At 44.7% G+C, this 13462-nt stretch carries 10 protein-coding genes and 1 tRNA gene; 7 read left to right on the top strand and 4 right to left on the bottom strand.

What is annotated here, in order from left to right; translation table 11 throughout:
- Window positions 1-43 precede the first annotated feature (43 nt).
- Both tal and tkt read left to right on the top strand, forming a co-directional pair.
- Window positions 44-994 carry a transaldolase gene (tal, locus tag OCU46_RS01730; RefSeq protein ID WP_141273115.1) on the top strand — a complete coding sequence of 317 codons (951 nt, stop codon included), beginning with the start codon at window positions 44-46 and terminating at the stop codon, window positions 992-994.
- A 110-nt stretch (window positions 995-1104) separates the two neighbouring features.
- On the top strand, window positions 1105-3099 hold the full coding sequence (tkt, locus tag OCU46_RS01725) for a transketolase (RefSeq protein ID WP_141273113.1): 1995 nt from the start codon (window positions 1105-1107) through the stop codon (window positions 3097-3099).
- A 165-nt stretch (window positions 3100-3264) separates the two neighbouring features.
- Here the strand turns inward: tkt and xylB are convergent, their stop codons facing one another.
- The gene (gene xylB / locus OCU46_RS01720; RefSeq protein ID WP_167495436.1) at window positions 3265-4716 is read right to left on the bottom strand and encodes a xylulokinase; all 1452 of its coding nucleotides are present in this window, start codon (window positions 4714-4716) and stop codon (window positions 3265-3267) included.
- Window positions 4717-5082: 366 nt separating this feature from the next.
- Between xylB and OCU46_RS01715 the strand changes: the two genes are divergently transcribed.
- Together OCU46_RS01715 and OCU46_RS01710 are read left to right on the top strand one after the other, a co-directional pair.
- Window positions 5083-5628: a type II secretion system protein gene (locus OCU46_RS01715; RefSeq protein WP_167495435.1), complete on the top strand. Its 546-nt coding sequence runs from the start codon at window positions 5083-5085 to the stop codon at window positions 5626-5628.
- A gap of 310 nt (window positions 5629-5938) precedes the next feature.
- Window positions 5939-7717, top strand: coding sequence for a sodium:solute symporter family protein (locus OCU46_RS01710; protein ID WP_141273107.1), 1779 nt, complete (start codon window positions 5939-5941; stop codon window positions 7715-7717).
- Window positions 7718-8150: 433 nt separating this feature from the next.
- Here OCU46_RS01710 and OCU46_RS01705 read toward each other — a convergent pair.
- A tRNA-Leu gene (locus OCU46_RS01705) sits at window positions 8151-8235 on the bottom strand.
- A 192-nt stretch (window positions 8236-8427) separates the two neighbouring features.
- Here OCU46_RS01705 and OCU46_RS01700 point away from each other — a divergent pair.
- Window positions 8428-8904 carry an RDD family protein gene (locus tag OCU46_RS01700; protein WP_141273105.1) on the top strand — a complete coding sequence of 159 codons (477 nt, stop codon included), beginning with the start codon at window positions 8428-8430 and terminating at the stop codon, window positions 8902-8904.
- A gap of 56 nt (window positions 8905-8960) precedes the next feature.
- Here OCU46_RS01700 and lptG read toward each other — a convergent pair whose 3' ends face one another.
- Both lptG and lptF read right to left on the bottom strand, forming a co-directional pair.
- The gene (lptG, locus tag OCU46_RS01695; protein WP_141273103.1) at window positions 8961-10031 is read right to left on the bottom strand and encodes an LPS export ABC transporter permease LptG; all 1071 of its coding nucleotides are present in this window, start codon (window positions 10029-10031) and stop codon (window positions 8961-8963) included.
- Complete coding sequence (gene lptF, locus OCU46_RS01690) at window positions 10032-11132, bottom strand: LPS export ABC transporter permease LptF (protein ID WP_141273102.1); 1101 nt, start codon at window positions 11130-11132, stop codon at window positions 10032-10034.
- A 219-nt stretch (window positions 11133-11351) separates the two neighbouring features.
- On the opposite strand from lptF, the gene pepA reads away from it, so the two are divergent.
- Window positions 11352-12860, top strand: a complete 1509-nt coding sequence (pepA, locus tag OCU46_RS01685; RefSeq protein ID WP_141273100.1) for a leucyl aminopeptidase — start codon at window positions 11352-11354, stop codon at window positions 12858-12860.
- A gap of 72 nt (window positions 12861-12932) precedes the next feature.
- On the top strand, window positions 12933-13388 hold the full coding sequence (locus tag OCU46_RS01680) for a DNA polymerase III subunit chi (RefSeq protein ID WP_141273098.1): 456 nt from the start codon (window positions 12933-12935) through the stop codon (window positions 13386-13388).
- Window positions 13389-13462 lie beyond the last annotated feature (74 nt).

Genomic DNA, 13462 nt, shown 5'->3' with positions numbered 1-13462 from the left:
CCTCTCATTCTCACTTTCTCCTAACACCATAGGATTAACAAACATGAACAATGCACTGCAACAATTAAGAAAATTCACTACTGTCGTTGCTGATACTGGCGAAATAGATGCCATTAGAAAATATGCACCTCAAGACGCAACCACCAATCCATCACTGATATTAAAAGCGGCACAAGTGCCGGAATATGCGCCCTTAATTGATGAAGCCATTGCCTATGCAAAACCTCAAAGCAATGACAGAGCAACACAGATCCAAGATACCTGTGACCGACTTGCGGTAAACATCGGCAAAGAGATCCTCACTACTATTCCTGGTCGTATTTCAACAGAAGTCGATGCGAGATTGTCTTACGACACAGACGCGAGTGTCAGCAAGGCTCGTCAGTTGATTAAGATGTACAACGATGCTGGCATCAACAATGACAGGATCCTGATCAAACTCGCTTCTACTTGGGAAGGGATCCGCGCTGCGGAGATCCTAGAAAATGAAGGGATCAACTGTAACCTGACACTGTTATTTTCTTTTGCTCAAGCTCGTGCCTGTGCAGAGGCCGGCGTATTCTTAATCTCACCATTCGTGGGCAGAATCATGGATTGGTACAAAGCCAAGCAAGGGCAAGAATTCCAAGCTTCTGAAGATCCAGGGGTGCTTTCTGTCACAAAGATCTACAACTACTACAAGCAACATGATTACAACACCATAGTAATGGGCGCTAGCTTCCGAAATATTGGCGAGATTATCGAGCTAGCTGGCTGTGATCGCCTCACTATTAGCCCTAACTTGCTTCAAGAACTGGAAGAAACTGAGCTTGAAATCAGCGAGAAATTACAGGCTAATCAGCCAGTACAACATCGACCAGAGCCATTATCTCATGCTGAGTTCCTATGGCAACACAACCAAGATCCTATGGCCATAGAAAAACTTGCTGAAGGCATTCGGAACTTTGCTGTCGACCAAGGCAAACTTGAAGCGATGATCGCTGAAAAACTTTAATCCAATTCCCTTTATCTAATTAGAGCGTTTGTATTCGTAAACGAGTTCAGTAAACAAATGCTCGGTTAGATAAGCCAACAATTTCCTTTTATCTATAGAGACATTCTAATATGGACCGTAAACATCTCGCCAACGCGATTCGTGCATTGAGCATGGATGGTGTACAGCAAGCAAACTCTGGACACCCAGGTGCGCCAATGGGTATGGCTGATATCGCCGAAGTACTTTGGCGTACACACCTAAACCATAATCCAACAAACCCAGACTGGGTAGACCGCGACCGATTCGTACTCTCGAATGGCCATGGATCAATGCTTATCTATTCTTTGCTACACCTCAGTGGCTACGATTTATCTATTGACGATCTAAAGCAATTTCGACAATTGCATTCTAAAACACCAGGGCATCCTGAATACGGATATGCCCCAGGTATAGAAACGACCACAGGTCCCCTAGGACAAGGGGTCACTAATGCCGTAGGTATGGCAATTGCTGAGAAATCTCTAGCAGCACAATTCAACCGTGACGATTTTGATATCGTTGATCATCACACCTATGCGTTTATGGGTGATGGCTGTCTAATGGAAGGTATTTCCCATGAGGCCTGTTCTCTGGCCGGAACTTTAGGTCTAGGAAAGCTGATTGCTTTTTGGGATGACAATGGCATCTCTATTGATGGTGAGGTTGAAGGCTGGTTCTCTGATGATACCCCTAAACGATTTGAAGCCTACGGCTGGCAAGTGATTGCAAACGTTGATGGCCATGATCCAATCGCCATCAACACCGCGATTGAAGAGGCGAAAGCAGACAGTTCACGCCCTACTCTAATCTGTACCAAAACCATTATTGGTTTCGGTTCCCCGAACAAGTCGGGCTCTCACGATTGCCATGGCGCACCATTGGGAGCTGACGAGATTCTTGCAACACGAAAACAACTAGGTTGGAACTATGGCTCGTTTGAAATTCCATCGGAAATCTACGCACAGTGGAACGCGGCTGAGGCAGGCTCAGCTAAGGAAGCAGCGTGGAACCAGAAGCTTGCTGATTATGAAAAGGCATACCCTGAACTTGCCAGCGAGTTCAAGCGCAGAACCAGTGGTGAACTTCCAGACCAATGGCAAGAATTAAGCCAAAAAGTCATCGACGATCTACAAGCAAACCCAGCGGATATTGCCTCTCGAAAAGCATCACAAAATGCTCTTGAAGCCTTTGGTAAGATCTTGCCTGAATTCTTAGGAGGATCGGCTGATCTTGCTCCGTCTAATCTCACCATGTGGTCAGGATCTAAGGCGATCTCTGCAGAGGATGCCAGTGGCAACTACATGCACTACGGAGTTCGTGAGTTTGGCATGACTGCCATCATGAACGGCATCGCTTTGCATGGCGGTTTCGTTCCCTATGGTGCTACCTTCTTAATGTTCATGGAGTATGCACGCAACGCCATGCGCATGGCAGCATTGATGAAGATCCAAAATATTCAGGTATATACTCACGATTCTATCGGTCTTGGTGAAGATGGACCAACTCACCAACCTGTTGAGCAGATCGCATCGCTACGCCTAACTCCAAACATGAGCACTTGGCGCCCTTGTGATCAGGTAGAATCTGCAGTGGCTTGGAAGCTTGCTATAGAGCGTAAAGATGCGCCAAGCGCATTGATATTTTCTCGTCAAAACCTTGCTCAGCAACCAAGAAACCAACAGCAACTCACTGATATCACTAAGGGTGGCTACATCCTAAAAGATTGCCCAGCTAAACCTGAACTGATCTTGATTGCGACGGGTTCGGAGGTAGAGCTAGCAATCAATGCAGCAACGGAATTAACAGCACTAGGAAAGCAAGTACGTGTGGTTTCTATGCCATCAACGGACACTTTTGATAAGCAAAGTGCGGAATATAGAGAGTCTGTATTGCCATCTGCAGTCACCAAGCGTATTGCTATTGAGGCAGGTATTGCTGATTACTGGTACAAATATGTCGGCTTTGATGGCGCTATCATTGGCATGACCACCTTTGGTGAATCTGCCCCTGCTAGTGAGCTGTTCAAAATGTTTGGCTTTACCGTCGACAACATTGTTGGCAAAGCTACAGAACTACTGAAGTAACCTGAAGTAACAGACCAAAAGCCAGTGCCGGAAGGTTCAATTTCCAGTACTGGCTTTTTTGCATTCCCCACCAACCTCAATTCGAACTATTCCATAGTACCCGAAAGCAAAAAGGCCAGCCCTTTCGGCTGACCTCTAGTGCTCAAGAATTTAATTCCAAGTGACTTAGAATAGCCCTTTAAGTTGGGAGTATAACGCCTGATAAGTCTCTCGCTTAGTTGCATACTGCTCTGTAAGCGCTAAGTCTGGCATATGTATCTGTACTGCAGGAGGTACAGGACAAACATCGGTTATAGTCGCACCTTCTTCTACACCAAGTCTTGCCAACCTTGCAGCGCCAAGAGCTGGACCTACATCACCACCTTCTCTGAACACTACCTTCATACCAAAGATATTTGACAACATTTGACGCCAGTATGCACTGCGTGCCCCGCCACCAATCAATGAGATCTCTTCTGGTATTAATTTGGTTTCGTGCAAGGCGTCAAGGCCATCCGCAAACGCAAAGCCTACCCCTTCCAGTACGGCCTGAACTAAGTCGCATTTAGTCGTAGAGTGGGTCATGCCAAAGAACACACCCTTTGCGGTAGGGTCATTGTGCGGCGTTCTTTCTCCTGAAAGGTAAGGCAAGAAACATACCGCTGACTCTTGATTCGCGTTAGCTTCTGTTTCCGCCAGCATCTGACCAACATCTTCAAAACCGGTAAGCTGTGCAACCCAATCTAGACATGAAGCTGCACTTAAGATTACTGACATTGCATGCCAAGTACCTGGCAGTGCATGACAAAAACTATGCAATGCAGATTCAGGGTTAGAGATATAGCCATCACTTACGGCAAAATAGACGCCCGATGTACCAAGAGACAACATAGCCTGACCAGGCTCAGTAATACCTACGCCGACAGCACCTGCAGCATTGTCACCCCCACCAGCAATAATAGGCACCTCTTGCATCCCCCAGCGGGTGGCAAGCTCAGAGGTGAGATGACCAGTCACTTCACTGCCCTCAAACAGTTTTGGCATTTGCTTACGAGTCAGTCCCGTCGCTTTAAGTAGCTCTTCGCTCCAGTCTCTGTTGGCGATATCAAGCCACATAGTACCTGCAGAATCAGACATGTCAGATGCATAGTCACCACTGAGTTTAAAGCGCAAGTAATCTTTAGGAAGTAACACCATGTCGACCTTGGAGAAAACATCAGGCTCATGATTAGCCACCCACTTCAGCTTAGGTGCGGTAAAGCCTGGCATCATTAAGTTACCAACGATATCGCGGCTATTCGGTACGTCTTTTTCAAGCTCAATACATTCAGCCGCACAGCGACCATCATTCCATAAAATAGCCGCTCTTAGGACTTCACCTTGACTGTCCAATAAGGTTGCACCGTGCATCTGCCCAGAAAGACCAATGGCTGTAACTGCTGACATGTCTATTTGCTCAGCAAGGCTATCAATAGCATTTTGTGTTGCTTCCCACCAAGCATGAGGGTCCTGCTCTGACCATAGAGGTTGTGGTCTTTGCACCGTCAACGACTGCGTAGCTTGCGCGACAATTTTATCTTGATTATCCAGTGCGATAACTTTCACACCCGATGTGCCTAAATCTACTCCAATATACATACTCATTACCCGCTCATTGAAAACTAATGTCACCGCGTATTAATCAATACAACGGCATGCTTAACATCGATAATGAGCGCTCTATTAGAGGCTCTCAATTACGTTTTTTGTTTCTCAAATTCAGGGATTTCACGACTGGGGGATGGATCACATCAAGCTTCTCAATTTGAACCAACCCTGTGCTGTAATTCATACCTTGAGCGTGATTTTCTCTAAACATTATGCAATACGTTCCTTAGGCATAAATTCCAAATACTGATTGATTAGTAATATGAACATTCATTTATAGACATAATAAATACAGATGTAACATAATGTAAGTATTTAGATTTGCATTGAATTCTATCCACAGATACAGGATGTATTGTGAAGAAAACCATCAAAGGTTTTACCTTAATTGAGCTTGTCGCTGTCTTAATTTTGATAACCATTATCGCTGTTGTTGCTGCGCCAAAATTCATCAACCTATCTTCTGATGCTCGCACAAACACCATGAAAATGGTTGCCGCTGCTATGAGAGCGAGTGCCGACCAAGTTAAATTTCAGGCTCAAATACAAGGCGTACAAAATGGAGATGTCGAGCTTGAGAGCATAGGCCGAACCGTTGTGGTTTATAGCGGTCACGTAAAGGGACATTGGCGAGATGCTTGGCAGCATATTCTAGATATAGGGAAAGTAATTGAATGGACAAACGTTAGGCAAACCTGCACAAAGCATGACATTTGCGGAGTTGGCAATCAAACTGGATACAATATACCTAGCTTCCCTCACCCTGAAGACTTGAGCGGTCAAAGAGGTTTAGTGTTGGTTTGGCCTGAAGGATATCAAATTGCTGATTTATGTTATTCCTACTATTACAACCCTCAAAATGGTGAAGAGCCAATAATAGGAACAGTTGTAGATGGATGTTAGTAAAATAATAATTATTTATTACCTAACCTTACTTTAATAAAAACAACTATCAGAATGACTCCTTAGTAAAACAATATATATTTATCGACTAGATAAAAACGAATTATCGACGTCAATTCTCGCCAAAAATACCAAGCAAACCATTGATTTTTAACGGGTTTAAATTAACCTCAAATAATGTCTCACTTTTAGTCTTTATATTTAATTATCGAGATTTCAAATAGCATCACACATTTAAATTATAATACTACAAATAATAAAAACTCCGGATATTATCCTCTCGTTTATTAACGAATGTGAGAATACCAAAGTGGAACTCAATACTCTTATTGTTGGCATCTATTTCCTATTTCTAATTGCAATAGGATGGATGTTCCGTAGTTTTACCAGCACAACCAGTGATTACTTCCGTGGGGGCGGTAACATGTTGTGGTGGATGGTGGGTGCAACTGCGTTTATGACTCAGTTCAGTGCTTGGACATTTACCGGCGCTGCAGGTAAAGCATATTCAGATGGTTTTGCTGTGGCTATGATTTTTGTCGCCAATGCATTTGGCTATCTGATGAACTATCTGTACTTTGCACCAAAGTTCCGTCAACTACGTGTAGTGACGCCTATTGATGCTATCCGTATGCGCTTCGGCTCCAAGAACGAGCAAGTGTTCACGTGGTCTTCAATGCCAAACAGTGTGATTTCTGCCGGTATCTGGCTGAATGGTCTCGCTATCATTGCTTCCGGTATCTTCGGGTTCGATATGGAAACCACAATTTGGTTAACAGGCCTAGTTGTGCTGGTTATGTCTGTAAGTGGCGGCTCTTGGGCGGTTATTGCCTCTGACTTCATGCAGATGGTCATTATCATGGCCGTAACCATTACCTGTGCTGTAATTGCAGTAGTACATGGCGGCGGTGTTTCGAATATCATCAACAACTTCCCCGTAGAGGAAGGCGCCTCTTTTGTTTCAGGTAATAACCTTAACTACGTGAGCATATTTGGTATCTGGGCTTTCTGTATCTTCATGAAACAGTTCAGCATCACCAACAACATGCTTAACTCCTATCGTTACTTAGCAGCAAAAGACTCCAAGAATGCCAAGAAAGCAGCACTATTGGCTTGCGTGCTTATGACAATTGGTCCAGTGATCTGGTTCTTACCCTCTTGGTTTATTGCATCTCAAGGCGTAGACCTTGCCGCTCAGTATCCAGATGCAGGGAATAAAGCTGGTGACTTCGCTTACCTATATTTTGTAGAGAAGTACATGCCTGCGGGTATGGTGGGGTTGCTTATTTCAGCGATGTTTGCTGCAACAATGTCTTCCATGGATTCCGGTTTAAACCGTAACTCTGGCATCTTTGTGATGAACTTTTATCAACCGATTATTCGCCCTCAAGCCACCGAAAAAGAATTAATGGTAGTATCAAAGCTAACCTCTGCATTCTTTGGCTTCGCGATCATATTTATCGCACTGTTCATCAACTCCCTAAAAGGATTAAGCCTTTTCGATACCATGATGTACGTGGGAGCTCTAATCAGCTTCCCTATGACGATTCCTGCTTTCTGTGGTTTCTTTATCAAGAAAACACCTGACTGGGCTGGCTGGGGAACATTAGTCGTCGGGGGTATCGTTTCTTACATCGTAGGCTTCATTATCACTGCAGGTCATATCGAATCGTGGTTTAACCTCAATGAGCTAACCAAGCGTGAATGGGCTGATGTGAAAGTCGCTGTAGGTCTAGTGGGACACATGGTCATTACCGCAGGGTTCTTCTGTGCCACAACGCTGTTCTACAAACCTCTAGAGGAGAAGCGTCAAAAAGATGTAGACCTATTCTTTGACAACCTAGCAACTCCGCTTGTGAATGACTCAACGGATCAGAAGAAACTGGATAATAAGCAACGAAAAATGCTTGGTTCTCTTATTGCAATTTCTGGCGTCGGAGTGATGGCAATGTTTGCACTACCGAACCCTCTATGGGGCAGAATGACCTTCGTTCTATGCGGTGTCATTGTTCTGGGTGTTGGCCTGCTGCTTGTAAAAGCAGTGGACGATTCAGTTGAGAAGTCGATCGAAGAAGCTAGCGCAAATTAATCAGAAGTCTAAGTTACAACTCAATCAAGCCTTAGCGATCTCGCTAAGGCTTTTTTGTATACGAACAGGACATTAATCAGGGGGATGCATTGAACCAATTTGCGGGCAATTTCATACCCCCTAAAACGACGAAAAGCCGCTAATAATAGCGACCTTTCTATGTATGGTACCGGTAGGTGGACTTGATGGGCCGACATTTCGGACGCCACTCGAATACACACATAAACGCATCACATAATTGGTTTCATATGTTCTAAAACGACGAAAGGTCGCTATAAATAGCGACCTTTCTATATATGGTACCGGTGGGCAGACTTGATGGGCCGACATTTCGGACGCCACATCGGATACGCACTTAAGTACATCATATTATGGGCAACTTCAAACACCCTAAACGACGAAAGGCCGCTAATAATAGCTACCTTTCTATGTATGGTACCGGTGGGCGGACTTGAACCGCCACGCCCGAAGGCAACGGATTTTGAATCCGTCGTGTATACCAATTTCACCACACCGGCTTTGTGCACCTTTAAGGTACGTTTTGCATTATACGTAAGCCAAAGGGGCACGCAAGGACAAATATTGCAATTATGATTCGTTCGCATGTTTTTTAGACATGGATGCCACTTTTTTACACTGAATTGCTTTGCAGTCAGGCCACAAATGGCTATTCTGAGCCGCAAAATACAATGATTAGAACTTCAAAACGAATGAATTCACAAAACTCTCTACCTAAAGCAGGTTTGATGCGACGTCTTGGTGCTTGGCTTTATGACGCACTAATTGTAATTGCCATTGAGATGATGGCGGCTGGTGTCGTTGTTGCAGTCTTTGAAGCATTAGTAGCTGCAGGCCTAATGGATTACGGTCAATACATTGATGTTAGCGACTATCTTACTCAGCACCCACTATGGAGTGTTTTATTTACTTCCTACCTAGCCATCATTTGGATTGGGTTCTTTGTCTATTTCTGGACTAAAGCGGGACAAACGCTGGGAATGCGAGCTTGGAAGCTTAGAGTTCAAAACAAAGACGGCTCACTCATTAGCGTCACTCAAGCATGTATTCGTATTGCAACCTCAGCCTTCGGCTTGAGCAACTTAGCGGTTCCTTTCGATACTGAAAAACGCGGTTTCCATGATATTTGGGCAAAAACTGAAGTAGTTGTGTTACCTAAGGCCAACTAAAAAAACGGAATAAAAAAAGGATGACTAATCAGTCATCCTTTTTTTATTACAACGTTTTATAGCTTGCGCCTTAACAACATAATGGCCACCAGCATAAAGGCGACACTCGGCGCCAAAGCTCCCCACATTGGTGGAATTTGATAAACAACACTCAAAGGCCCAAAGAACTCTGAAGAAATATAGAAAGAGAATCCTGCGATAACCCCTGAAAGTATCCTTGCCCCCATGGTTACGCTACGTAACGGACCAAATACAAACGACAATGCCAGCATCATCATTACCGCAATGGATAAGGGTTGAGTTATCTTCCGCCAAAAGGCCAACTCATATCGAGAGGCGTCCTGCTCTGAGTCTTTAAGGTAAGTAACATAGCTATATAGACCGGACAAAGATAACTCTTCCGGTTTAACCGTTACGATCTCAAGCCTTTCTGGTGCCAGTGTGCTTTTCCATTCCAACGCACTTAACTTGCTTTTATCAATCTCGGTTTCGTTGGTATATAAGGTGGTAGTGACGTCATTCAAGGTCCAAACATTGTCACCCTTATAATCCGCGCTTTTTGCAAATAAGCTGCGCATTAGGTCTTTGTTTTCGTCATATTCCCAAATATTTATTGCCGTTAGCTCTTCACCATTGACTCGGCCAATGTAGATAAAGTCATTCGCATCTTTAGCCCAAACACCTGCTCGTGTAGAGACCATTTGTCCGCCAGAGACAGAAACGGTTCTTAGATCACGCGCCATTTTTTGCGCTTGCGGAGCACCCCACTCGCCCAACAGCATTACCATCATCATTAGTGGCAGTGCTGTTTTTAGCACCGACATGCCAATGTTAACTTTAGAGTAACCAGAGGCCTGCATTACTGTTAGCTCTGAGCTTGTTGCCAAGGTCCCCAAAGCAATCAATGCACCCAGCAACGCAGCCATAGGGAAGAACAGCTCGATATCGCGAGGAACACTCAACAAAACAAAGTAAAGTGCATGCAGCAAGTCATAGGTACCACGCCCAACTTTACGCAACTGCTCAACGTATTTGATGATGCCAGATAAGCCAACCAAGGTAACCAAACAGATAGTGGTGGTACCGATAATGGTTCTGCCAATGTATAAATCTAGAATCTTAAACATCTAGGCAGCCCTCTTTTGGCGAATTTTATCTTTCCAGCGTCGCACCGGTAAACTATCCATTGAGTTCAGCACTAACCCCACAACCAACAAACCAATATTCATCGGCCACATACCGATTACTTCGGATATTTTGCCATCTTCAATCGCCGATTTTGCCGCACTGATAGACATGAAGTACGCCAAATAAAACAGAATAGCAGGTCCCATTTTCGCAAAACGACCTTGTCTCGGGTTTACCGCCGAAAGCGGGATAACCACAAGGGTAAGTAGCGGAATACAAATAATTAAACTGATACGCCAATGAAGCTCAGCTTTTGCTCGCTTATCCGGGTTATTGAACAGTTGAACCGTAGGCAACGCCTCGAAGTCTCGCCCTTTAGGTTTAACTTCACGCTGACCGATTAGCGCATCGTACTCGTCAAAATCCGTTCTCATGTAGTCTAGTTGGGTTGGTATCCCTTCCCATCGCGTACCATTGAACAGAGTTAAGATCTGACGACCATCAGACAACTCTTGCGCTAATCCTGAATCAGCAAACGCGACACTTGGACGAACAGATCCTTCACCAACAGTCTGAGCAATAAAGACATTGGTTAGCCTTTTATCTTTCAATTCATCAATAAAGACTACAGCGGTGCCATCAGGAGTCCGTTGGAATTGACCCTTTTGCAAAAGCTCAACGCTAGTGTCAGCCGCCAAATCCTCCATAATCTGTGCTTCTTTATCTTGAGCCCAAGGCGAGAAGTACAAAGAGTTAAACGCAGCAACACCAGAAGTAATAAGAGCCAGATACAAAGCAGCCTGAATCAAGAACTTATTCCCGATCCCTGTTGCATTCATAACGGTTATCTCACTTTCAGCGTATAAGCGGCCAAAAGTAAGCAAAATACCAATGTATAAGCTCAGCGGTAGCATTAACAAACCCATAGCAGGCATGTTTAAACCAACCACTGTCATGATAAGTCTGGCGGGAATATCGCCATTTGAGGCTTCGGCCAACACACTGATAAATCTTTGGCTTAAAAAGATTAAAAACAGTACGAAAAAGATGGCCAGCTGACTCTTGATTGTCTCGCGGATCAAATATCTAACAATAATCACGCTAAAGTCCCTATAAGCTCGGATGCAAAACTTGTATTTTTACAGGAATCGCTATAATTTCTGATTGAACCTTTTATTTTTCAATTTTTCTGACTAATCGATAATCAATTAACTTGCTTACGCTCATTGAGTAAACATAGCTCTTGACCAAGATTCAACAAGTTAAGCAGTTATTATCTAACATTTATTGTGGTTTGTCTTCAGGATGTAGGAGTAGGCATGGAGTTCAGTGTAAAAAGTGGTAGCCCAGAGAAACAACGTAGCGCATGCATCGTTGTTGGGGTGTTCGAACCACGACGCCTTTCACCAGTTGCAGAGCAACTGGATAAAATCAGTGATGGATACCTAAGTTCACTGCTACGCAGAGGCGATCTAGAGGGTAAACCAGGTCAAATGCTGTTATTGCATCAAGTACCTGGAGTGTTATCCGAACGTGTTCTGTTAGTGGGTTGTGGTAAAGAGCGTGAGCTTGGCGAGCGCCAATATAAAGAAATTATTCAAAAAACCATCAGCACGCTAAACGAAACAGGTTCAATGGAAGCAGTTTGCTTCCTGACTGAGCTTCACGTTAAAGGACGTGATACCTACTGGAAAGTACGCCAAGCTGTAGAAGCGACGCACGATGGTCTTTACACTTTCGATCAGTTTAAGAGCAATAAGCCAGAGACACGCCGTCCTCTGCGCAAATTAGTATTTAACGTACCAACACGCCGTGAACTGAATATCGGCGAGCGCGCCATCAACCATGGTCTAGCAGTCGCATCTGGTGTTGCGGCTTCTAAAGACCTAGGCAATATGCCACCAAACGTGGCAAACCCGGCTTACCTAGCGTCTCAAGCCCGCCGTTTAGCGGATGACTATGAAACGGTCACTACTAAGATTATTGGCGAGCAAGAGATGGAAAAGCTGGGCATGACCTCTTACCTAGCGGTAGGTCGTGGCTCGCACAATGAATCTATGATGTCGGTCATGGAGTACAAGGGTAACCCTGAATCAACCGCCAAGCCTATCGTGCTGATCGGTAAAGGCCTGACCTTTGACTCAGGCGGTATCTCGCTCAAGCCAGGTGACGGCATGGATGAGATGAAGTACGACATGTGTGGCGCAGCCAGTGTCTTCGGCACAATGAAGGCGCTTGCTCAACTTAACCTACCAATCAATGTAGTAGGTGTTCTGGCTGGCTGTGAAAACATGCCAGGAAGTAACGCATATCGCCCGGGTGATATCCTAACTACTATGTCAGGTCAAACCGTAGAGGTGCTAAACACCGATGCAGAAGGTCGCCTAGTACTGTGTGATGCACTAACTTATGCAGAGCGTTTTGAACCAGACTGCGTGGTTGATGTAGCAACTCTAACTGGTGCTTGTGTGATTGCCCTTGGCCATCACATCAGTGGCGTTATCTCAAACCATAACCCGCTATCTCACGAGCTTGTGAACGCATCAGAGCAATCTGGTGACCGCGCGTGGCGTTTACCTATGGCTGATGAATACCAAGAGCAGATCGCTAGCCCGTTTGCCGATATGGCAAACATCGGTGGTCGCCCAGCAGGTACTATCACTGCGGGTTGCTTCCTTTCTCGCTTTACCAAGAAATACAACTGGGCTCACCTAGATATTGCTGGTACCGCTTGGAAGTCAGGCCAAGCAAAAGGCTCAACAGGTCGCCCTGTATCTCTATTGGTTCAGTTCCTACTAAACCGTAGTGGCCAAGAAGCCGAAGAATAATAGCCTCATACTGTGTGCTAACCTAAATTAAGTAACGCCTCCTTCGGGAGGCGCTTTTTATTGAGAAAGAGCATGTCTATAGCCACCTTTTACTTGATTGAACCCAACAGTGTTGCCGACTCAGAGCAAGGCTTCCGTGATTATGTCTGCTACCTCATTAGGCACTTCACCAAGCAAGGCGCGCGCATCTATCTGAATACCAAAGATAAACATCACTCAGAAGTTTGGGATGACCACCTATTTCAGCTTAACGGCGCAGACTTCATTGCTCACAATTTAACGGGCGAAGGCCCTAGGCAAGGTACTCCTGTCGAGATTGGCACAGGTTCAACTCAACTAAATCGTAGCCGTAATATTGTTATTAATCTGGCTGAAGATGATACAAACTTTGCGGGAATAGTGTCTCAAGTGGTAGACTTCGTGCCTTGCGATGAAAAAGCGAAGCATATCGCCCGAGAAAGGTATAAAATTTACCGTCAGGCTGACTATCAAATGCAGACGATATCCATTGCAGAACTGAACAAATAGACCAAACTTCATAGCTAAAGCATTTATCAACTGGCGGTTGATAAACCCTTAATTTATGCAGTTTGCCATCAACC

Origin of the sequence: Vibrio comitans (genome assembly GCA_024346835.1) — a bacterium.
Classification (GTDB): domain Bacteria; phylum Pseudomonadota; class Gammaproteobacteria; order Enterobacterales; family Vibrionaceae; genus Vibrio; species Vibrio comitans.
This window is presented reverse-complemented; position numbering and strand designations above follow the sequence as displayed.